The 19,117-nt window shown below is 67.2% G+C and carries 22 protein-coding genes; 6 read left to right on the top strand and 16 right to left on the bottom strand.

The genetic code is table 11. The features are described from left to right. Nucleotides 1-753, top strand: coding sequence for a 16S rRNA (uracil(1498)-N(3))-methyltransferase (locus DA1_RS07410; protein WP_013804797.1), 753 nt, complete (start codon nucleotides 1-3; stop codon nucleotides 751-753). Here DA1_RS07410 and DA1_RS07405 read toward each other — a convergent pair. Continuing rightward, nucleotides 740-1,630 carry an alpha/beta hydrolase gene (locus DA1_RS07405; protein WP_034397474.1) on the bottom strand — a complete coding sequence of 297 codons (891 nt, stop codon included), beginning with the start codon at nucleotides 1,628-1,630 and terminating at the stop codon, nucleotides 740-742. The genes DA1_RS07410 and DA1_RS07405 overlap by 14 nt on opposite strands. Further along, a complete protein-coding gene (locus DA1_RS07400; RefSeq protein WP_013804799.1) occupies nucleotides 1,630-3,138 on the bottom strand; it encodes a M20 family metallopeptidase in 1,509 nt (502 codons plus the stop codon). The genes DA1_RS07405 and DA1_RS07400 overlap by 1 nt, the downstream gene beginning before the upstream one ends. Nucleotides 3,139-3,260: 122 nt before the next feature. Between DA1_RS07400 and DA1_RS07395 the strand changes: the two genes are divergently transcribed. Next, complete coding sequence (locus DA1_RS07395) at nucleotides 3,261-3,647, top strand: MerR family transcriptional regulator (RefSeq protein WP_034399022.1); 387 nt, start codon at nucleotides 3,261-3,263, stop codon at nucleotides 3,645-3,647. Nucleotides 3,648-3,698: 51 nt separating this feature from the next. After that, a complete protein-coding gene (locus tag DA1_RS07390) occupies nucleotides 3,699-4,349 on the top strand; it encodes an NAD(P)H-dependent oxidoreductase (RefSeq protein ID WP_034397476.1) in 651 nt (216 codons plus the stop codon). On the opposite strand, the gene DA1_RS07385 is transcribed toward DA1_RS07390, so the two are convergent. The 4 genes from DA1_RS07385 to DA1_RS07370 form a co-directional block, all read right to left on the bottom strand. Further along, entirely contained in the window at nucleotides 4,333-5,496 is a 1,164-nt protein-coding gene (locus DA1_RS07385; protein WP_034397478.1) for a glycerophosphodiester phosphodiesterase, read from the bottom strand. The two genes, DA1_RS07390 and DA1_RS07385, sit on opposite strands and share 17 nt — an antisense overlap. 72 nt (nucleotides 5,497-5,568) lie before the next feature. Next, nucleotides 5,569-6,153: a methionine biosynthesis protein MetW gene (gene metW, locus DA1_RS07380; protein WP_012207840.1), complete on the bottom strand. Its 585-nt coding sequence runs from the start codon at nucleotides 6,151-6,153 to the stop codon at nucleotides 5,569-5,571. Continuing rightward, complete coding sequence (metX, locus tag DA1_RS07375; protein ID WP_034399023.1) at nucleotides 6,150-7,298, bottom strand: homoserine O-succinyltransferase MetX; 1,149 nt, start codon at nucleotides 7,296-7,298, stop codon at nucleotides 6,150-6,152. The genes metW and metX overlap by 4 nt, the downstream gene beginning before the upstream one ends. Before the next feature lie 106 nt (nucleotides 7,299-7,404). Next, on the bottom strand, nucleotides 7,405-7,983 hold the full coding sequence (locus DA1_RS07370; protein WP_034397481.1) for a TMEM165/GDT1 family protein: 579 nt from the start codon (nucleotides 7,981-7,983) through the stop codon (nucleotides 7,405-7,407). A gap of 493 nt (nucleotides 7,984-8,476) precedes the next feature. Between DA1_RS07370 and rbp (DA1_RS07365) the strand changes: the two genes are divergently transcribed. Both rbp (DA1_RS07365) and rbp (DA1_RS07360) read left to right on the top strand, forming a co-directional pair. After that, entirely contained in the window at nucleotides 8,477-8,854 is a 378-nt protein-coding gene (rbp, locus tag DA1_RS07365) for an RNA-binding regulator (protein WP_034397483.1), read from the top strand. Nucleotides 8,855-9,109: 255 nt separating this feature from the next. After that, nucleotides 9,110-9,640, top strand: coding sequence for an RNA-binding regulator (rbp, locus tag DA1_RS07360; RefSeq protein ID WP_062794109.1), 531 nt, complete (start codon nucleotides 9,110-9,112; stop codon nucleotides 9,638-9,640). 104 nt (nucleotides 9,641-9,744) lie between these two features. On the opposite strand, the gene DA1_RS07355 is transcribed toward rbp (DA1_RS07360), so the two are convergent. From DA1_RS07355 to DA1_RS07340, 4 genes are read right to left on the bottom strand one after another with little or no spacing between them, the layout of a single operon-like run. Continuing rightward, nucleotides 9,745-10,545, bottom strand: coding sequence for an SDR family oxidoreductase (locus DA1_RS07355; protein WP_013804805.1), 801 nt, complete (start codon nucleotides 10,543-10,545; stop codon nucleotides 9,745-9,747). A gap of 41 nt (nucleotides 10,546-10,586) precedes the next feature. Beyond that, the gene (gene lptC / locus DA1_RS07350; RefSeq protein WP_034397488.1) at nucleotides 10,587-11,204 is read right to left on the bottom strand and encodes an LPS export ABC transporter periplasmic protein LptC; all 618 of its coding nucleotides are present in this window, start codon (nucleotides 11,202-11,204) and stop codon (nucleotides 10,587-10,589) included. Beyond that, nucleotides 11,201-11,761 carry a KdsC family phosphatase gene (locus tag DA1_RS07345; protein WP_012207847.1) on the bottom strand — a complete coding sequence of 187 codons (561 nt, stop codon included), beginning with the start codon at nucleotides 11,759-11,761 and terminating at the stop codon, nucleotides 11,201-11,203. The genes lptC and DA1_RS07345 overlap by 4 nt, the downstream gene beginning before the upstream one ends. Next, nucleotides 11,761-12,762 (bottom strand): KpsF/GutQ family sugar-phosphate isomerase, encoded by a 1,002-nt coding sequence (locus DA1_RS07340; protein ID WP_034397490.1) that lies wholly within the window; start codon nucleotides 12,760-12,762, stop codon nucleotides 11,761-11,763. Before DA1_RS07340 ends, DA1_RS07345 begins: the two co-directional genes overlap by 1 nt. 97 nt (nucleotides 12,763-12,859) lie before the next feature. Here DA1_RS07340 and DA1_RS07335 point away from each other — a divergent pair, with 97 nt between their 5' ends. Continuing rightward, nucleotides 12,860-13,417 carry an adenine phosphoribosyltransferase gene (locus DA1_RS07335; protein ID WP_034397492.1) on the top strand — a complete coding sequence of 186 codons (558 nt, stop codon included), beginning with the start codon at nucleotides 12,860-12,862 and terminating at the stop codon, nucleotides 13,415-13,417. Between the two features lie 17 nt (nucleotides 13,418-13,434). Here DA1_RS07335 and DA1_RS07330 read toward each other — a convergent pair whose 3' ends face one another. The 6 genes from DA1_RS07330 to DA1_RS07305 all read right to left on the bottom strand — a co-directional run bounded on the left by DA1_RS07330 (nucleotide 13,435) and on the right by DA1_RS07305 (nucleotide 19,087). Beyond that, nucleotides 13,435-14,187, bottom strand: coding sequence for a hypothetical protein (locus DA1_RS07330; protein WP_034397495.1), 753 nt, complete (start codon nucleotides 14,185-14,187; stop codon nucleotides 13,435-13,437). 176 nt (nucleotides 14,188-14,363) lie between these two features. Then, nucleotides 14,364-14,843 carry a Crp/Fnr family transcriptional regulator gene (locus DA1_RS07325; RefSeq protein ID WP_012207851.1) on the bottom strand — a complete coding sequence of 160 codons (480 nt, stop codon included), beginning with the start codon at nucleotides 14,841-14,843 and terminating at the stop codon, nucleotides 14,364-14,366. 218 nt (nucleotides 14,844-15,061) lie between these two features. Continuing rightward, nucleotides 15,062-16,483, bottom strand: coding sequence for a tRNA uridine-5-carboxymethylaminomethyl(34) synthesis GTPase MnmE (mnmE, locus tag DA1_RS07320; protein WP_034397497.1), 1,422 nt, complete (start codon nucleotides 16,481-16,483; stop codon nucleotides 15,062-15,064). A 98-nt stretch (nucleotides 16,484-16,581) separates the two neighbouring features. Then, on the bottom strand, nucleotides 16,582-18,294 hold the full coding sequence (gene yidC / locus DA1_RS07315; RefSeq protein WP_012207853.1) for a membrane protein insertase YidC: 1,713 nt from the start codon (nucleotides 18,292-18,294) through the stop codon (nucleotides 16,582-16,584). Continuing rightward, nucleotides 18,291-18,581 carry a membrane protein insertion efficiency factor YidD gene (yidD, locus tag DA1_RS07310; RefSeq protein WP_012207854.1) on the bottom strand — a complete coding sequence of 97 codons (291 nt, stop codon included), beginning with the start codon at nucleotides 18,579-18,581 and terminating at the stop codon, nucleotides 18,291-18,293. The genes yidC and yidD overlap by 4 nt, the downstream gene beginning before the upstream one ends. Continuing rightward, entirely contained in the window at nucleotides 18,578-19,087 is a 510-nt protein-coding gene (locus DA1_RS07305; protein WP_012207855.1) for a ribonuclease P protein component, read from the bottom strand. Before DA1_RS07305 ends, yidD begins: the two co-directional genes overlap by 4 nt. Between the last annotated feature and the right edge of the window lie 30 nt (nucleotides 19,088-19,117).

Raw genomic sequence — 19,117 nt, 5'->3', positions numbered from 1 at the left:
ATGCCACGCTTTCACTGCCCCATTGCGCTGCGCAGCGGCGCCGACATCGACCTGCCGCCCGGCGCGGCGCGCCATGTGCAGGTGCTGCGCCTGCAGCCCGGCGACGGCATCACCCTCTTCGAAGGCCGCGCCGGCGAAGGCTTCAGCGGCGGCGAGTTCGAGGCCACCGTGCTGCGCATGGGCCGCAGCGACGTGGCCGTGCGCATAGGCGCGCACCACGCCGTGGAACGCGAGCCCCTGCGCCCCGTGCACCTGCTGGCCGGCATCACGGCCAACGAACGCATGGACTGGCTGGTGGAGAAGGCGGCCGAGCTGGGCGCCGCCAGCATCACCCCGCTGGTGGCCGAGCGCAGCGTGCTCAAGCTCAAGGGCGAGCGCGCCGAGAAAAAACTCGCCCACTGGCAGGCCGTGGCCGTATCGGCCTGCGAGCAGTGCACGCGCAACCGCGTTCCCCCGCTGCACACCCCTGCAGACCTGGAGGACTGGCTGGAGGGCGGTGCGAAACAGCTGCCGCCCGGCACGCTGCGCCTGCTGCTGTCGCTGGGCGAGGGCACGCGGCCGCTGGGTGAGATCCTGGATGCCACGGCCGAGGATGCACCCGTGGTCTTTCTCTCCGGCCCCGAGGGCGGCCTGTCGCCCGCCGAGGAGGCCCTGGCCCGCGCCCAGGGCTTTGTGCCCGTCACGCTGGGGCCACGCGTGCTGCGCGCGGAAACCGCGCCCCTGGCCGCGCTGGCGGCGCTCACGCTGGCCTGAAGCGGCCCAGCCAGTCGCGCAGCCGCGCGAACACGGGCGCGGCGAAGTCATCGCGCTCGTTGAACAGCTCGTGGTAGGCGCCGTCAAAGCGCTGCGCCTGTACCACGGCTGGCGGCGCGCGGTCGGAAAAGGCCTGGCTGCCGGCCGGCGCCACCAGCCTGTCGTCCCCCGCCCACAGCAATAGGCTGGGCACGCTCCACTGCCCCGCGCGGGCCAGCACCTGCGGGCCGCACTGTGCCAGAAACCGCGCCAGCCGCGCGCAGATGCGGTCATGGCAAAGCGGATCGGCACGGTAGGCATCGCAGACCGCCGCGTCATGCGAGAGATAGGGAATCTGCAGGCCGTTGGACACGCGCAGGTCGGGCACCAGGCGCGGCAGCGTGCCCACGAGCAGTTTCTGGATGGGCGACAGGCCCACGTCGAGGGCCGGCGAAGACAGCACCAGCGCATCGACAGGCCGGATGGCACGCGCCACGAACAGCGCAGCCACCAGGCCGCCCAGGCTGTGGCCCAGCAGCACCAGCGGCTGGCCAGCGGGCTGCTGGGCACGCGTGGCATCGACCACGGCCGCAAGGTCATCCAGCAGCCGGCCATCGGCCGTCAAGCCGCCGCGCGGCCCTGCCGAGCGCCCATGGCCGTATTGGTCGTAGCCGCGCACCGCATAGCCCCAGGCATTGAGGCGCCGGGCCAGCGCCTCATAGCGGCCGATGTGCTCGCCCAGGCCGTGCACCAGCAGCACGGTGGCGCGCGCCTGGCCCCCGTCCACGGGCCAGTCGCGCAGTGACAGCTCGGCGCCGTCGCTGGACGCAAGGCGCGTGACCTGGCCTTGCGAGGCAGGTGCGGGAACGGGTGCGGGTGCGGGGGCCGGCGCTGCCATCACGCCACGCCAGCAGCGCCCGCCTCGGCGGCTGCCTGCGCCCCGGCCATGGCGGCGATCACCTGGGCCACGGCGGCCGTGAGCTTCTTGGCATAGGGCACATGCAGGAATTCATTGGGACCGTGGGCATTACTCTTGGGTCCGAGAACGCCGCAGACCATCATCTGGGCCTTGGGAAAGCCCTGGCTGAGCATGTTCATCAGCGGAATCGTGCCGCCCTGGCCGATGTAGCCGCAGGAGGCGCCGAAATGCGCCTGGCTTGCCGCGTTGAGAGCGTCCTCGAACCAGCCGTCCATGGCCGGCGCATTCCAGCCGCTGGCGCCCGACAGGCCCTGCCAGGTCACACGGGCCTGGTAGGGCGCGTTGTCCTCCAGCAGCGCCTTCATTTCCTGCACGCAGGCGGCGGCATCGACCAGGGGCGGCAGGCGCAGGCTGAGCTTGAAGGCGGTATAGGGACGCAGCACGTTGCCGGCATCCTGCAGCGCGGGCAGGCCCTCGGCACCGGTCACGCTCAACGTGGGCTCCCAGGTGCGCTTGACCAGGGCCTGGACCGGGTCGGTGGTGGTGGGCAGGGCGAACAGCGTGGAGCCGCCGCAGTCGTAGTGCGCCCAGGGGAAGCGGGCATAGGTCTCCTCGCCCAGGATGGCCGCCGTGTCGCGCATCTGCGCCATGCGCTCGGCCGGCACCTCGCAGTGGAAGCTGGCAGGCAGCAGGCGCCCGGTCTTGCTGTCCTCCAGCCGGTCCAGCACCTGGCGCAGGATGCGGAAGGACGACGGCACGACGCCCGAGGCATCGCCCGAATGCACGCCCTCGGTGAGGATTTCCACCTTCAGCGTGCCGCTGGCCATGCCGCGCAGGCTGGTGGTCAGCCACAGCTGGTCGTAGTTGCCGGCACCACTGTCCAGGCAGATCACCAAGCCCACATCGCCCAGGCGCGGACGCAGGGCATCGACATAGGGCAACAGGTCGCGCGAGCCGCTTTCCTCGCAGGTCTCGATCAGGCCCAGGATGCGCGGGTGCGGCACGCCCTGGCGCTTGAGCTCCTGCACGGCCGCGATGCTGGCGTAGACCGCATAGCCGTCGTCGGCGCCGCCGCGGCCATAGAGCTTGCCGTTCTCGTACTTGGGCGTCCACGGGCCCAGGTCGCTGCGCCAGCCGTCGAACTCGGGCTGCTTGTCCAGATGGCCGTACATCAGCACCGTGGGGCTGGAGGCCGCCTTGTCCTGCGTGCCCTCCACCTCGAAGAACAGCACCGGCGTGCGGCCCGGCTGGCGCACGATCTCCAGCGTGAGGCCTGCCACCTTCTGCGCCAGCACCCAGTCGGCCGCATTGCGCAGCACGGTCTCCAGGTGGCCCTGCTGCTCCCAGTCGGGCGCGAACATGGGCGACTTGGCGGGAATGGCGATGTACTCGGTCAGCGCCGGGACGATGCGCTCGTCCCAGGAGCGGCTGATCTGGTCAAGCGCGGCTGCGGGCTGCAGCAGCTGCGAAGGGGTGCGTGCGTTCATGGCGGGTCCTCGTGTCATGGGTCGGCGCACCGTTCGAGCGAAGCCAGCGCCGCGATCCGGTCATTGTGCGCCAAGGCGGCACGGACCCCGGACACCCCGCCGCCAACGACTACGATCGCGCCATGTATATCGGAGAACTCGCCCGACGCGCCGGCTGCTCGCCCAAGGCCGTCCGGCTGTATGAATCACGGGGCCTGCTCGGCGCCGTGGCACGGGCAGGCAGCTACCGCATCTATGGCGAGCAGGACCTGGTGCTTGTGCAGCGCATCCGCCAGGCGCTGGGACTGGGCTTTCGGCTGGACGAGCTGCACGGCCTGCACCGCATCCATGAGGCCGCAAGCTGGGAAGCCCTGGCCCGGCTGCTGCGCGAGCGCAGCAGCCAGGTTCAGGCGGACATCCGGCGCCTCCAGGCACAGCAGTCCCAGTTGGCGGCGCTGGAGCGCGAACTGCTCGAATGCAGCCTGGAGACGGCAGGTACCCAGGGCGCCTGCGAACCCGCATTGGCCTGAGCCCGGGGCCTGAGCACGGGGCTTGACCCTGCCCCAAGGGGCAAGGCGAACATGGGTGCCATGTCTCCAAGCACCTCCCGCCCTCCTGCCGATACGCATCCCCAGCGCATCCTGATCATCCTCGGCCACCCGTCGGCCAGCAGCCTGTGCGCAGGCCTGGCCAACGCCTACGCACAGGGCGCACGCGACAGCGGCGCCGAGGTACGCCTGCTGCGCCTGGGCGAACTGGACTTCAACCCGCTGCTGCATGCCGGCTACCGCCAGGACCAGCCCCTGGAGCCTGACCTGCAGCGGGCCCAGGCCGACATCCTCTGGGCCAGCCACCTGGCATGGGCCTATCCCACCTGGTGGGGCGGCCTGCCGGCCTTGCTCAAGGGCTTCATCGATCGCATCTTTCTGCCGGGCTTCGCGTTCAAGTACCGCAAGGGCTCGGTGCTGTGGGACCGGCTGCTGGCCGGCCGCACGGCCGACCTGCTGGTGAGCATGGATTCACCGCCCTGGTACTACCGCTGGGTGGCGCACATGCCGGGCCACCACCAGATGCGCCGCGCCATCCTGGAATTCAGCGGCATCCGGCCCGTGCGCATACACAGCTTCGGCCCCGTGCTCGGCGCCGAGGCCGCCCGTGTGCAGCAGTGGCTGGAGCAGGCGCAGGCAGCAGGCCGGCGCGCGGCGGCGCGCCGTCTTAAGGCTTCGGTTTGACCAGGTCATCGATGGCCGCGCGCCCCACCGACGGATCGTCGGTGAAGATGCCGTCGATGCCGGTGCGCAGGAAATCGTCCATGTCGGCGCGCGCATTGCCGCGCCGGGTGCCGTCCTGTGCGGGCGGCGATTTCAGGCTCAGGGGCAGGAAGGCGTTCTCGGGCCGCAGCGTCCAGGGATGGACCAGCAGCCCCGCACGGTGGGCATCGGCCACCAGTGCCGTGGGCGCCGCATTGGCGCCCTGCACCACGGGGATCACCATGCTCTTGCTCGGCCCGATGCCGTTGGCATAGCGCGCAATCTCGGCCAGGCCTGCGGGCGTGACCATGTCAGCATAGCCGGGGCCCGTGCCGCGCGCCACGCTGTCATAGGGCTTGCCCTTGGGCGCCAGCAATTGCACCAGGCGCAGGCTGCTGCGCGCACGGATCCAGCGCAGGTTCTCGACCTCGAAGGACTGCACGAAGACTGGCGCCTGTGCATGGTTCCAGCCGTTGTCCGCAAGCAGCTTCAGCAGCACGGGCTCCAGCGGCAGGCCGATGGACTGGAAGTAGCTCGGGTGCTTGGTCTCGGGATAGATGCCTATGGTGCGGTTCGTGCGTACGCTCTCGGCTCGGGCCAGGTCGATGACCTCCTGCAGCGTGGGCACCTCGAAACGGTCATTGAACTGCACATTCGCCGGGCGGATCGCCGGGATGCGTTCACGCGCACGCAGCGTCTTCAGCTCGGCCAGCGTGAAATCCTCCACGAACCAGCCCGTGATCGCCTGCCCGTCGATGGTTTTGGTGGTCTTGCGCGCCGCGAACTCGGGGCGGTCGGCCACATTGGTCGTGGCCTCCTTGAGGCTGCCGTCGGCCGCGAGGATGGCGATGGCGTTCTCATGCCGCGCCACCAGCACGCCATCACGCGTGATGACCAGGTCGGGCTCGATGAAGTCGGCGCCCGCGCGTATGGCCTCCCGGTAGGCCTCCAGCGTGTGCTCTGGCCGCAGCGCCGATGCGCCGCGGTGCGCGATCAGCGCGGGCCGGGGAGGCCAGTCCGCGGCCTGCGATGGGGAATTGGCGGCCTGCGGCGTGGCGCAGCCTGCCAGCAGCAGGCCGGCGGCCGCGCCGGCCAGGGCCAGCGCGCGGCGGCGTGGGAAGCGGTTCATGTCTGCCTTTCGGGTTCGCAATCCGTCGATTGTGCGCGCCACCCATGACACGGGCATGGACCGGACCGCCGCTCAGGCGTGCTCGAAATGGAAGACGGCCGTGCCTGCCATGAGATTGGGCAGGGTGCGCACGCTGCGGCCATCCTGCAGGCCGAAGGAGTCCAGGATGCGCAGCCGGTTCCGGGTGGCCAGCACCTCGAAGTCCTTGTAGGTGCCCACGCGGATATTGGGCGTGTCATACCACTGGTAGGGCAGGCGCCGCGTCACCGGCATGCGCCCGCGCAGCACGGACAGGCGGTTGGGCCAGTGCGCGAAGTTGGGGAAGGCGACGATGCCCGCGCGGCCTATGCGCGCCGTCTCCTGCAGCATGGTCTCGGCATTGCGCAGATGCTGCAGCGTGTCGATCTGCAGCACCACGTCGAAGCTGTTGTCCTGGAAGATGGCCAGGCCGTCCTCCAGGTTCAGCTGCAGCACGTTCACGCCCCGGCGCACGCAGGCCAGCACATTGGCGTCGTCCAGCTCCACGCCGTAGCCGGTGCAGCCGCGCTCGCGCTGCAGGTGCGACAGCAGGGCGCCATCGCCGCAGCCCAGGTCAAGCACGCGCGAGCCCTTGGGGATCAGGCGCGCAATCGCCTGCATGGTGTTCAGCTCGGTCATGCGGCCTCCTTGGCGGCTGTCGTGGTTTCCTGGGCGATGTTGTCAAAGTAGGAGCGCATCACCTTCATGTAGCGGGGGTCGTCGAGCAGGAAGGCGTCATGGCCGTGGGGCGCGTCGATCTCGGCGTAGCTGACGTCGCGGTTGTTCTCCAGCAGCGACTTGACCAACTCGCGGCTGCGCGCGGGGGCAAAGCGCCAGTCGGTGGTGAAGCTCACCAGCAGGAAGCCGGCCTTGGCCACGGACAGCGCCCGGGTCAGGTCGCCGCCATGCGCGCGCGCCGGGTCGAAATAATCGAGCGCACGCGTGATCAGCAGATAGGTGTTGGCGTCGAAGTAGCTGCTGAACTTCTCGCCCTGGTAGCGCAGGTAGCTCTCGATCTGGAACTCCACGTCCTGCGTGCTGTACTTCAGGTCAAGCCCCTCCCTCAGCTGGCGGCCGAACTTCTGGTTCATCACATCGTCGCTGAGGTAGGTGATGTGGCCGATCATGCGGGCGATGCGCAGTCCCCGCGCCGGCACCACGCCGTGCTCGTAGAAATGCCCGCCATGGAAATCCGGGTCGGTGACGATGGCGCGGCGCGCCACCTCGTTGAAGGCGATGTTCTCGGCATTGAGGTTGGGCGCGCTGGCCACGACCACGGCGTGGCGCATGCGGTCAGGGTGGCGCAGCGACCACGACAGCGCCTGCATGCCGCCCAGGCTGCCGCCCAGCACGGCGGCCAGCTGGTCAATGCCCAGCCGGTCCAGCAGTCGGGCCTGGGCGTCCACCCAGTCCTCCACCGTGACCACGGGAAAGTCGGCGCCATAGATCTTGCCGGTGTCGGGATGCGCGTGCATGGGGCCGGTCGAGCCGAAGCACGAGCCCAGGTTGTTCACGCCGATCACGAAGAACCGGTTCGTATCCACGGGCTTGCCCGGGCCGATCATGTTGTCCCACCAGCCCTCGCTCTTGGCCTGGCCTTCGTAGACGCCTGCCACATGGTGGGAGGCATTGAGCGCATGGCAGACCAGCACCGCGTTGCTGCGATCGGCATTGAGCTGCCCGTAGGTCTCGTAGGCGAGGTCGTAGTCCCGGATCGAGCCGCCGCCCTGCAGCGGCAGGGGCTCGTCGAAGTGCATGGTTTGTGGTGTGGCGATGAAGGACATGAAAAAACCCGGCATCGCTAAAAACGAGGCCGGGTTCTCTGGTGTCGTCTTTAGCAGGATTTATAAAGCGCCCGCAAGCAGAAGCAAATCGGCGCATGAAGACTCATTATGCCAAAACGCCCGTCCCCGGAAGGAACAGGGCCAGCACGCCCAGCACCAGGAAGATCACGGCCGAGACCACATGCACCAGGCGTATGGGCACGCGCTTGACCAGCTTGTCGCCCAGCCACACCACAGGCGCGTTGGCCAGCATCATGCCCAGCGTGGTGCCGGCCACCACCCACAGGTAGGCGTTGTACTTGGCCGCCAGCATCACGGTGGCGATCTGCGTCTTATCGCCCATCTCGGCCAGGAAGAAGGCCACCAGCGTGGTGCCGAAGACGCCCCAGCGCGAATGCCCGGAGACCTCGTCCTCGTCGAGCTTGTCGGGGATCAGCATCCAGATCGCCATGGCGATGAAGGACAGGCCCAGGATCCAGCGCATGGCGTTCTCGCCCAGGTAACTGGTGATCCAGGCACCTACGGCACCGGCCAGCGCATGGTTGACCAGCGTGGCTACGAAAATGCCCGCAACGATGGGCCAGGGTTTGCGAAAACGCGCGGCGAGCACCAGCGACAGCAGCTGGGTCTTGTCCCCCATCTCGGCAAGTGCGACGACGGAGGTTGAAATCAGGAAGGCTTCCATGGTGTGGGGATTTATCCGGCCGGATAGAGCACGCATTGACCACGCCCCGACTCCGGCCTTTGGATCGGTGCGCGGTCAATGGTCTCGATCGGTCACACGCAGCATTGCACTGCGCGCCGCATACGCCATAGGCCAGCGAAGGCCCAAGTTTGTTGACGCATGCATCCGGCTACTGAGCCGAACGATCTACTCCCCAAAGACTGAGGCGGCGATCATAGCAGCCCCCCGATCCGCATGCCGACCACCACTGCCGCCACGGCACTTGCTTATGCGCTGCCGCAATTTCAGGGTTACTCCCAGGGGCATTCTGTGGCGGGCACGACGAATTTTTGCGAAACAGTAATAACGTGCGAAAACTTCTGCCACATAATGGGCAGGCTTTCGTTCGGGCTTCGGCTCAATGAGGGCGAGTGCGTTTGCGTCTCTAACGTTGTCATCCCGTGTTGACTCCCTAGGGCTCCATCGCGTTTTCCAGTTTTTTCAGGAGTCCTCCATGGGCAACAAGCTTTACGTCGGCAACCTGCCGTACACCTTCCGTGACAGCGATCTGGAGCAAGCCTTCAGCGAATTCGGCGCCGTCAACAGCGCCAAAGTGATGATGGAGCGCGACACCGGCCGTTCCAAGGGTTTCGGCTTCGTCGAAATGGGCAGCGATGCCGAAGCACAAGCTGCTATCCAAGGCCTGCACGGCCAAAACCGCGGCGGCCGTGACCTGGTGGTCAACGAAGCCCGTCCGATGGAGCCCCGCGCTCCCCGTAGCGGCGGCTTCGGCGGCGGCTTTGGTGGTGGCGGCGGCGGTGGCGGCGGCTTCGGCGGCGGCAACCGTGACGGCGGCTACGGCGGTGGCGGCGGCCGTCGCAACAGCTACTAAGCACTCGCTTAGAGCTTGCGTTAGCAAAAAAATGGGGCCTTCGGGCCCCTTTTTTGTTGCCAAACGTTATCAGCTTGTGTTTTCGAGCATTTATCTTTTTGATTTTTGTGCTTCATAATTTGGTTTCGGGCAGACCCGTTCGAACGCTATGTGTTTAGGAAGGTTGGACAGGCTCTTGTATACAAAGAACCTGATGTCTGTGCGTCCTGAAGCCGAGCGCAAACCAGTGAGCATTGAGGAGTTGAGGAGTTTTTGATGGGCAATAAGCTTTACGTCGGCAACCTTCCCTATGGTGTGCGTGACAACGACTTGGAGCAGGCATTCAGCCAGTTCGGCGCTGTCACCAGCGCCCGGGTCATGATGGAACGCGACACAGGCCGCTCCAAGGGATTCGGGTTTGTCGAAATGGGCAGCGATGCCGAGGCACAGGCAGCCGTTCAAGGCATGAATGGCCAGCCATTGGGCGGGCGCAGCCTCGTGGTGAACGAAGCGCGCCCCATGGAGCCTCGTCCCCCGCGCTCGGGCGGCTTTGGTGGCGGCGGCGGTGGTGGCGGCTATGGCCGTGGTGATGGCGGCGGCGGTGGCTACGGTGGCGGTGGCCGCGGTGATGGCGGAGGCTACGGGCGCAGCGATGGCGGCGGCGGTGGCTATGGCCGTGGTGACGGCGGTGGAGGCGGCGGCTACGGCGGCCGTGGCGATGGTGGTTTCCGCAGCCCCTATGGCTCCGGCCCCCGCAATGGCGGCCGTGGCGGCGGATGGGGAAACAACAATAACAACGGAGAATGAGACCCCGGTCTCCATGTTCTCCCAAACAAGAAAAGGCTCCTTCAGGGAGCCTTTTTTGCGGTTGCAAGTTTATGCATGAACATATTCCCTGAGCACGACGAACTTCAGGGATTTTTCGAATGACGATGTTTGCGCTTTCGTCCTACAAGCAGCCGATCAAACAAGGGGTTTGGCAGAATTTTCATCAAACGGCCAACCCACGCCATTTGCCAGGGGATGATGGCCAGGCTGCGCCCGGCATCAATGGAACGCCAGGCCCTTGCAGCAAACTCATGGGGCTGCAATAGGAATGGCATGCCATAGCGGTTACCGCGTGTGAGGGGTGTATCTACATAACCAGGAAGCAATGTAGTGACTTTTACGCCACTACTGCGCAATTCACCGCGAAGGCTTTCGCAATAGGCAATGACTGCAGCCTTGCTGGCGCAATAAGCACCATGTCCCGGCAGGCCGCGCAGCCCGGCCACACTGGCGATACCGACCAACTGCCCGCTGCCACGCCGCACCATGGGCGCGATAAAGGGATGGAAACTGGCCGCCACGCCCATGGTGTTGACGGCCAGCACCTGCTGCATGGTGTCGATATCCTCGCGCATCGAGGTGTCCACACCCCAGCTGACGCCGGCATTGGCTATCACGACATCGGGCAGGCCCTGCTGCTGCTCACAGCGCCGGGCGGCAGCGATGATGCTGTCGGGCACGGCCACATCGGCCTCGTAGATGGCGAAGCGCGACGCCTCCAGGCCCTGCTGCGCAGCCCATTGCGCCATCACGTCGCCACGCCGTGCAACCAGTGCCAGCGACCAGCCTTGCTGGTAGGCATGCCAGGCCAGGGCTTGGCCTATGCCGCTGGATGCGCCGGTGATGAAGGCCAGGGGTGCCGGGCTGCGCGAGGATGTCGTCATGGCTTGTTCTCCATCGGCAGGCCTGCGCTTGCGCTGGCGCCTTACTTGGTCCTGGACGGCTGCAGGGTGCCGCGCACGCGGCCCTGCAGCTTCATCACCAGATCCAGGTTGCTGTACTGCATGCTGTCGGCCGTGAAACGGTCCTTGTCACGGATCAGCACCACGGGCTGGTTGGAACTCACTCTTTCCTCGTTGGGCCAGGCGTGCAGGAATTCGCCCTGGAATTGCAACTGCGGCTGCGGTTGTTTACCTGCTGTCACAAATGGCTCGCGCGTGACGACGGCATTGCCGAACATCTGCACCTCGGAACCATCCGCATTGCTCAGCGCCCGGTTCGCACTGCCGCGCGTGATGCGGCCTTCGGGCGAGACCGCGAACATGCGCACGTTGTCGATTTCGAGGGTGTCGGTATCCGGATAGTGGCGGCCCACGCTGCCCTCGATCTGGCTCTTGAGCCGCCCCGTGGCGTCGAAGCTCTTGATCGAGAAATCCTTCATGAAGTAGTCGGGCTCATGCGCCACGGCCTTTTCGGTGCCGCTGGCCACGGGCTGCGGTGCATTGCGCACCAGCCACCAGGTGCCCAGCGCCAGCAGGCCCATCAGCAGCACGGGCAGGTACAGGGAAAGCCGGTCACCGACGCGGCGCCAAGCCTGGATCATGATGCGTATTCCGCCAGCAGCCCGGCATAGGCGCCACGCGCGGCCAGCAGCAGATCGCACAGCTGGCGCACCGCCCCTTCGCCACCGCTGCGCGGCGTGATCCAGTCAGCCACGGCCAGCACCTCGTCATGGGCGTTGGCCGGCGCGCAGGCAAAGGCGGAGCGCCGCATCACGGGCAGGTCGGGCCAGTCGTCGCCCATGGCTGCCGCCTGGTGCCACTGCAGGCCCAGCTCGCCCAGAATGGCCTCGGCGGCAGGCACCTTGTCTTCCGTGCCAAAGCGCGCATGCGTGACGCCCAGGTTGCTCAGCCGCAGGCGCAGGGCCGGCGAATCGCGGCCCGTCACCACGGCGGGCGTGATGCCGGCCTTTTGCAGCAGCTTCAGGCCATGGCCGTCCAGCGTGTTGAAGCGCTTGAGCACCTCGCCTTCGCCAGAGAACAGCAGGCCGCCATCGGTGAGCACGCCATCGACATCGAAGAAGGCCACCCGTACATCCTGTGCCAGCAGCAGCAGTTGTGCGTCCCAGTTCTGCACGGGCGTCAAAGGAGCGCGTGCCATCAGATCACCTTGGCGCGCATCAGGTCGCGGATATGGACCACGCCGCGCAGCTGGCGCTGCGCATCGGCCACCAGCACCGCGGTGATGCCGTGCTCCTCCATCATGCTGGCGGCGTCCACGGCCAGCGCGTCTTCGGCGATGGTGCGGGGCCCCTTGTGCATGACATCGCCGGCCTGCAGCGCGCGCAGGTCGGTGCCGGCCTCCACGCGGCGGCGCAGGTCTCCGTCGGTGAAGATGCCCTGCAGCACGCCTGCCGCATCGACGATGGCCGAGCAGCCCAGGCCCTTGGCGCTCATCTCGCGCATCAGCTCGACAAAGCTGGCATCGGCCCCGACCTTCGGCAGCTCATCGCCGCTGCGCATGACATCACGCACATGGGTCAGCAGCTTGCGGCCCAGCGCACCGCCCGGATGGGAGCGCGCAAAGTCCTCGGCGCCAAAGCCGCGCGCATCGAGCAGGGCCACGGCCAGGGCGTCGCCCATGGCCATCTGCGCCGTGGTGCTGGCCGTGGGCGCCAGGTTCAGGGGGCAGGCCTCGCGCTCGACACGGGTGTCCAGCACCCAGTCGGCATGGCGGGCCAGCGTGGATTGCGCGCCGCCTGTCATGGCCACCAGAGCAATGCCCTGGCGCTTGATGGCCGGCAGCAGCGCAGCGAGCTCATCGGCCTCGCCGCTGTTGGACAGCGCCAGCACCAGGTCGATGCCGGTCACCATGCCCAGATCGCCATGGCTGGCCTCGGCCGGATGCACGAAGAACGCAGGCGTGCCCGTGGAAGCCAGGGTGGCGGCCACCTTGCGCCCGACATGGCCGCTCTTGCCCATGCCCATCACGACGACGCGGCCGGACAGCCGCAGGATGCGCTGCACCACTTCGCCGAACACGCCATCAAGGCGCTGCGACATGGCTTGAAGGGCATCGGCCTCGATGCCCAGGGTGTCGCGGGCCAGGCGCAGGGCACGGGGCGTGTCCAGCGCATCCAGGGTGGCAGCATCAGAATTCATCTGGATGATTTTAGGCGGTCTGGCCATCCGGCGGCGGCGGTCGCCATCGGGCGCCTGGGTACACTGGCCCGTCTTCTCCAGCCCCCGATCCAGCGCCATGCATACCACCCCCAGCGTCAACGACTACCTGCGCACGCACATACGCACCGTTCCCGACTGGCCGGCGCCCGGCGTGCAGTTCCGCGACATCACGCCGCTGCTGCAGGACCCGCAGGTCTTTCGCGTGATGACCGACGCCTTCGTGCACCGCTACATGCAGCACTGCATGCGCCCCGATGTGGTGGCCGGGCTCGATGCGCGCGGCTTCATCCTGGGCGCCGTGGTGGCCCACGAATTGGGCGTGGGATTTGTACCCATCCGCAAAAAGGGCAAGCTGCCCTTCACCACGGTGGAGGAAACCTATGAACTCGAATACGGCAGTGCCACCGTGGAGCTGCACACCGACGCCGTCAAGGCGGGCGACCGCGTGCTGCTGATCGACGACCTGATCGCCACCGGCGGCACCATGATGGCCGGCAAGCGGCTGCTGGAAAAACTCGGCGCCACCGTGATCGAGGGCGCGGCCATCGTGGACCTGCCCGAGCTGGGCGGCTCCACCTTGCTGCGCGATAGTGGACTGCCGCTGTTCACGCTGGTGGATTTCGCCGGCCACTGAGCCAGGCCGCAGCCCGGTCAGCGCAGTTCGCCGTACTGGGTGACGCCCAGGTCCAGGTGGTCCAGCGTGCTGTGGGGAAAGTCCGCACCGCGATCGCCTGCGCCCGGCCCGAGCAAGGGGCCCGAGCGGCGCACACCAGCGGGAGCCGCTGCAGCAGAGCCTGCAGAACCCGCTCCCCGCCCGGCTGCGGGCATGGCCGCCACGGCGAGCTTGAAGGCCGCCATTTCCTGATCGTCTATGGGTTCGAAGGGCGCCATGTCCTGCCTGCGGCGCTGGGGCGCTGCCGCCTCCATCGAGGCCGCCACCGGCACGGCCATGGGCGGGGCGGGACGCGGGGCGCGCGTCGCCGCGGAATGCACCTGGGCTTGGGCCTGGGCTGCAGCGTTCTGGTCGCTGACCCGCCAGTACACGGCCGTCACGACCGCGCCCATGCGGGCCTTGGCCGCCTGGGCCAGCATGGCCTCGATCTCGCTGAGCCGCGCGGTTTCGCTGGCATAGGCCCGCGCCAGGTCCATCATCACCACGAAGCGCTGGCCCACGTTGTCCAGCGAGAGCACCTTGAACTTGTAGCTGGCGGACAACACACCGGCACGCACCATGACATCGCGCACCACACCGTAGAGCTGCTCACGGCGCTCGGAACGCTCGCTGCGGCGCCCGCCGGGCCCTGCATCACGACGCGCCACGGCACTGGCCTGGCCATCGTCTCCGGGCGAACCACGGCCCTGCTCCGGCACAGGCTTGCGGGAAAACCAGTTGAACACAGACATGGGGGCTCTCATTGTCACGAATAGTCACAAACTCGCGGCATTGTGCCTGCAACTTTGCGACATTTCGAGCACGGGCGCAGCAAAACCGCTGTATCAATTTGTCGCAGCGCAAAGGCCGGCCTGTCACCGCCCCGCGCCCGCAGAACGCCCCGCCCCAGGTGCTGCCCGGGAGCCTTTCAGGTACTGGCCACCCGGCGGCGGCTGTCCACCGCACGGCGGGCAAGCACCTGGCCGGCCGCCATGACCAGGGCCAGCGCCACACCGGGCTGGCGATTGCTGAGTTCGGCGAAGCGCATGGCCGTCAGGCACCAAAGCCGTCCCGGCGCAGCCGCCTGCACGGTGGCATGGCGCGCACGGTGGGCGAAGAAGGCGCCCTCGCCCAGGATGGAGCCCGGGCCGACGATGGCCAGGCGGATGCGCTCCTTCGCATCCTGGTAGTGCACGCTGAGGCTGCCGGACTCCACGAAGTACAGATTGCGGTCCAGCGAACCTTCGGCAAACAGCAGCTCGCCCGCCGCCAGCGTGACCGGCACCAGGTAGGGCGCCAGCAAATCCCATTGCTCCAAGGTCAGCGCGTTCTGCACACCATCGACAGCCACGGCCGACGACATGGCCTGGGCCAGTGGCCGCAAATCATTGTGGGAGGAAGAAGACATGGCGGATCCGGTTCGAATTGGGCCGCGCACCAGCGCCAGGGCTGCGCCCGGCGGCAGGCAGCGACGAGGGCCGCTGCGGCACGCCGCATGCTAAGCGACGGCAGCGGGCACGCCAATGCCGACAAGCGGGTTTTCGTCGGCAAATTTTGTAGCAAAAGATAAGTATTGCAGCAACTCTACCGGCTGTGCGAATGGGTCGGGGCCATCCGGCAGCCCGGTCACTTGCCGATGCAGAAGCTGGAAAAGATCACGCCCAGCAGATCGTCGGAGCTGAATTCCCCGGTGATGGAGTTCAGCGAGACCTGGGCCAAGCGCAGTTCCTCGGCCAGCAAGTCCAGGTGGGCGGCCTGGGCCGCCAGCTGCAGCTCGGCCTCCTGCAGGTGGGCGGCCACGGCCTGCAGTGCCTCCACATGGCGCGCGCGCGCCAGGTACAGGCCTTCTGGGGCCGACTGCCAGCCGGCCACGTCCAGCAGGCGCCGGCGCAGGGCATCCAGGCCGTCGCCCGTGCGTGCCGACAGTGCCACGCTGTCTTCACGGCCGCCATGCGCCTGCATCTGGGCGGGTTCCGCGCGATCGGTCTTGTTCCAGACATCGATGACGGGCACCTGGCGCGGCAGCTTCTGGGCAAGGATTTCGGCAATGGCGGCGTCGGCCGCCAGGTAGTCGTGCTCGCCCATGCGTGTGAGGTCGTGCAGGAAGAGCACGGCATCGGCCGCGGCGATCTCGTCCCAGGCGCGCGCGATGCCGATGCGCTCGACCTCGTCGCTGCTCTCGCGCAGGCCTGCCGTGTCGATCACATGCAGGGGCACGCCCTCGATCTGGATGGTCTGCTGCACCTTGTCGCGCGTAGTACCGGCAATCGGGGTGACGATGGCCAGTTCCGCACCGGCCAGCGCGTTGAGCAGCGAGCTCTTGCCCGCGTTGGGCTGGCCCGCGATCACGACCTTGATGCCTTCGCGCAACAGCGCACCCTGGTGGGCGCGCGACAGCACCTGGTCCAGCTTGCCACGCAGCCGCGCGAGCTGGCCGCTGGCATCGGCCTTTTGCAGGAAGTCGATCTCTTCCTCGGGAAAGTCCAGCGTGGCCTCGACCAGCATGCGCAGGTGCACCAGCGCGTCGCGCAGGCCATGGATTTCCTCGGAAAAAGCGCCCGACAGCGAACGGCTCGCACTGCGCGCGGCGGCCTCGGTGCTGGCGTCGATCAGGTCGGCAATGGCCTCGGCCTGTGCCAGGTCGATCTTGTCGTTGAGAAAGGCACGCTCGGTGAATTCACCGGGCTGGGCCAGGCGCAGGCCCGGCAGCACGCTGCGATGGCCTTCGCCAGAGGCTTGCGCAGCCTCCAGGCAGCGCGCCAGCAGCAGTTGCAGAACGACGGGGCCGCCGTGGGCCTGAAGCTCCAGCACATCCTCGCCGGTATAGCTGTGCGGCGCCGGGAAGAACAGGGCCAGGCCGTGGTCGATGGGGCCGCCCTGGGCATCGCGAAACGGCAGATAGGTGGCCTCGCGCGGCTTGAGGTCGCGCCCGCACAGCGCCCGCACCAGCGGCGCCACGCCCTTGCCGGACACACGCACGATGCCCACGGCACCCCGCCCCGGGGCGGTGGCGATGGCGGCGATGGGGTCGTTGTGGCGGGGCAGCATGGATGGAGCTTTCTTGGGAGGGATTTCAGGCCGCCGATGATAGGCCGCCCATGAAAAAGCCCGCCGAAGCGGGCTTTGGAGCCAGGGCCTTCGCAGGCTTACTTGGCAGGCGTGGACTTGCCGAATTTGGGCAGGTTGAACTGCGGCGGCACGCCCATGCGGGTGTTGATGATCCACTGCTGGGCGATGGACAGGATGTTGTTCGTCAGCCAGTAAAGCACCAGGCCGGCCGGGAAGAAGAAGAACATCACGCTGAAGACCAGGGGCATGATCCACATCATCTTGGCCTGCATCGGATCCGGCGGAGCGGGGTTCAGCGCGGTCTGCAGCAGCGAGGACAGGGTCATCAGCACGGGCAGGATGAACAGAGGATCCTTGGCCGACAGGTCGGTGATCCAGCCGATCCAGGGCGCGTTGCGGATTTCCACGCTGGACAGCAGCACCCAGTACAGCGCGATGAATACCGGGATCTGGATGATGATGGGCAGGCAGCCGCCCATGGGGTTGACCTTTTCCTCGCGGTAGATGCGCATCATCTCCTGCTGCATCTGCTGGGGCTTGTCCTTGAGGCGCTCACGCATTTCCATGATGCGCGGGTTGATGGCCTTCATCTTGGCCATCGAGGAGTAGGCCTTGGCATTGAGCCAGTAGAAGGCGATCTTCAGCAGCAGCACCAGGGCCACGATGGACCAGCCCCAGTTGCCCAGAAAGCCGTGCAGCTTGTCCAGCAGCCAGTACAGCGGCTTGGCCAGGATGGTCAGCCAGCCATAGTCCTTGACCAGCTCCAGCCCGGGCGCCAGCGATTCCAGGCGCTTTTCGATCTGGGGACCGGCGAACAGGCGCGCTTCCACGCTCTTGCTCTGGCCAGGCTCGATGGTGCCCACCGGCGTGATCATGCCGACGGCGTAGAGGTTGTTGTCCACCTTGCGCAGGAAGTTGTCGCGCTGGATGCCTTCGGCCAGCAGCCAGGCGCTGGCGAAGTAATGCTGGACCATGGCCACGTAGCCGCCCGAGGACGACTTCTCGACGCTGGCCTTGCCGCTCTCGATGTCCTTGAACTCGACCTTCTGGTACTTCTTCTCGTCGGTGTAGACGGCCGGGCCCGTGAAGGTGGAGTACATGGTGGACTGTTCGCCTTCGGGCTTGTTGCCGTCGCGCACCAGTTGCAGGTACAGCTGCGGGCTCACGGCCGCCGTGCCGGTGTTCACCACTTCATGGCGCACGCCGATGTCGTAGGCGCCGCGCTTGAGCGTCCAGATCTTGACCAGCTTCACGCCACCCATGTCGGGCGACTCGAAGCGCAGTTCCATCTGGTCCTCGCCGTCCTTGAGCTCGCGCGCGCCGGGCAGCGCGGTCATGGTCGTCTTGTGCGTGGGGAAACCGCCGCCGATCAGGCCCGACTGGCCCAGGTACACGCGGTGCACGCTCTCGTCGAACAGCACCACTGGCTTGTCCTTGTGCACGGAATCCGCGTACTTGAGCAGCTCGGCATGGCGCAGCGTGCCGCCCTGGCTGTCGAAGGTCAGGCGCAGCACGTCGGTGCTGATGGTGACGTTCTGGCGCGGGGCTGCCTCGGGCGCGGCGGCAGCGCCGCCAGGCACTTCGCCGGCACCGGCCGTTGCCGCAGCAGCCGCCGAGGGCACGCTGGCATCGCCGGGCGCCTTGCCCGTTTCAGGTGCCGGGGCCGTGGCGACGGCAGGCGCGGGGAAAAAAGTGGCCTTCTTGCCGCTGTGCACTTGCCATTTGTCCCATAGCAAGACCAGCGAAAAGCCAAATATCACCCACAGGATGGTGCGGCGAATATCGTTCATGAAGACTTCTTAGGTGAGGAAGGTTGGGTGTTTTCGGGCGCAGCCGTCAGGCTGGTGAACAGCCTGGGCTTTTGCTCTGGCACAGGGTCATGCCCCCCGTCACACCACGGATGACAGCGCGCCAGGCGGCGCAGCGTCAGGTAGGAGCCTACCGCAGCGCCGTGTTGCTCCAACGCTTCAAGGGAATAGGCAGAGCAGGTGGGCGTGAAGCGGCAGGCCGAGCCCAGCCAGGGACTGAGCATCAGCCGATAGCCGCGCACCAGCGCCATCAGCAGCCGCTGCATCATGGCGCAACCCCGATGCTCTCGCCAGCGGCTGCGGCGCGCTCCTGTGCGGGCTGCGGGAGCTCGGGCGCAGGCTGCGACAGGCGTTTCGCCGCATAGGCGAACAACTGCTGCAGCTCGGCGCGCACGGCCTGCCGGAGCACATCAGAAGTGGCGCTCACGAACTGGCGCCGGTCAAAGCCCGAGCGCAGCCGCACCACATGGGCGCCTTGGAGCATCAGGGTCTCATGCTCGCTGCCCACGGCATAGATCTGCCGCTTGATGGTGTGTCGCGTCACCGAGCGGCGCGCCCAGCGCTTGGGCACCATGGCGCCCAGCCAAGCATCCTGGCGCACGGCGCCAACGCCGAACAGGGCCTGCGGGTCTTGCGACCCGGGCCCTGTCGGTGGCGCCATGGCGCCGCCCTGCTCCGTCAGAACGAGACGGTGCAGGGCGAAATGCGCGGTACGCGATACCGTACCGGCAGCCATGGCGGCCTGAAACTGCGGACGTGTTTTCAGCCGTTGCATGCCAGCACCCCGTTCAGGGGTTCAGTGCAG

The sequence above is a fragment of the Delftia acidovorans NBRC 14950 genome, assembly GCF_001598795.1.
GTDB classification, from domain to species: Bacteria; Pseudomonadota; Gammaproteobacteria; order Burkholderiales; family Burkholderiaceae_C; genus Comamonas; species Comamonas acidovorans.
The sequence above is the reverse complement of the archived record's forward strand: the minus strand, read 5'-3'. Positions and strand labels throughout refer to the sequence as shown.

What these genes read in the sequence shown, in the direction of transcription:
- DA1_RS07410 (WP_013804797.1), top strand. Translation starts at nt 1, where the DNA reads ATGCCACGCTTTCACTGCCCCATTGCGCTGCGCAGCGGCGCCGACATC.
- DA1_RS07405 (WP_034397474.1), bottom strand. Translation starts at nt 1,630, where the DNA reads ATGGCAGCGCCGGCCCCCGCACCCGCACCCGTTCCCGCACCTGCCTCG.
- DA1_RS07400 (WP_013804799.1), bottom strand. Translation starts at nt 3,138, where the DNA reads ATGAACGCACGCACCCCTTCGCAGCTGCTGCAGCCCGCAGCCGCGCTT.
- DA1_RS07395 (WP_034399022.1), top strand. Translation starts at nt 3,261, where the DNA reads ATGTATATCGGAGAACTCGCCCGACGCGCCGGCTGCTCGCCCAAGGCC.
- DA1_RS07390 (WP_034397476.1), top strand. Translation starts at nt 3,699, where the DNA reads ATGGGTGCCATGTCTCCAAGCACCTCCCGCCCTCCTGCCGATACGCAT.
- DA1_RS07385 (WP_034397478.1), bottom strand. Translation starts at nt 5,496, where the DNA reads ATGAACCGCTTCCCACGCCGCCGCGCGCTGGCCCTGGCCGGCGCGGCC.
- metW (WP_012207840.1), bottom strand. Translation starts at nt 6,153, where the DNA reads ATGACCGAGCTGAACACCATGCAGGCGATTGCGCGCCTGATCCCCAAG.
- metX (WP_034399023.1), bottom strand. Translation starts at nt 7,298, where the DNA reads ATGTCCTTCATCGCCACACCACAAACCATGCACTTCGACGAGCCCCTG.
- DA1_RS07370 (WP_034397481.1), bottom strand. Translation starts at nt 7,983, where the DNA reads ATGGAAGCCTTCCTGATTTCAACCTCCGTCGTCGCACTTGCCGAGATG.
- rbp (WP_034397483.1), top strand. Translation starts at nt 8,477, where the DNA reads ATGGGCAACAAGCTTTACGTCGGCAACCTGCCGTACACCTTCCGTGAC.
- rbp (WP_062794109.1), top strand. Translation starts at nt 9,110, where the DNA reads ATGGGCAATAAGCTTTACGTCGGCAACCTTCCCTATGGTGTGCGTGAC.
- DA1_RS07355 (WP_013804805.1), bottom strand. Translation starts at nt 10,545, where the DNA reads ATGACGACATCCTCGCGCAGCCCGGCACCCCTGGCCTTCATCACCGGC.
- lptC (WP_034397488.1), bottom strand. Translation starts at nt 11,204, where the DNA reads ATGATCCAGGCTTGGCGCCGCGTCGGTGACCGGCTTTCCCTGTACCTG.
- DA1_RS07345 (WP_012207847.1), bottom strand. Translation starts at nt 11,761, where the DNA reads ATGGCACGCGCTCCTTTGACGCCCGTGCAGAACTGGGACGCACAACTG.
- DA1_RS07340 (WP_034397490.1), bottom strand. Translation starts at nt 12,762, where the DNA reads ATGAATTCTGATGCTGCCACCCTGGATGCGCTGGACACGCCCCGTGCC.
- DA1_RS07335 (WP_034397492.1), top strand. Translation starts at nt 12,860, where the DNA reads ATGCATACCACCCCCAGCGTCAACGACTACCTGCGCACGCACATACGC.
- DA1_RS07330 (WP_034397495.1), bottom strand. Translation starts at nt 14,187, where the DNA reads ATGTCTGTGTTCAACTGGTTTTCCCGCAAGCCTGTGCCGGAGCAGGGC.
- DA1_RS07325 (WP_012207851.1), bottom strand. Translation starts at nt 14,843, where the DNA reads ATGTCTTCTTCCTCCCACAATGATTTGCGGCCACTGGCCCAGGCCATG.
- mnmE (WP_034397497.1), bottom strand. Translation starts at nt 16,483, where the DNA reads ATGCTGCCCCGCCACAACGACCCCATCGCCGCCATCGCCACCGCCCCG.
- yidC (WP_012207853.1), bottom strand. Translation starts at nt 18,294, where the DNA reads ATGAACGATATTCGCCGCACCATCCTGTGGGTGATATTTGGCTTTTCG.
- yidD (WP_012207854.1), bottom strand. Translation starts at nt 18,581, where the DNA reads ATGATGCAGCGGCTGCTGATGGCGCTGGTGCGCGGCTATCGGCTGATG.
- DA1_RS07305 (WP_012207855.1), bottom strand. Translation starts at nt 19,087, where the DNA reads ATGCAACGGCTGAAAACACGTCCGCAGTTTCAGGCCGCCATGGCTGCC.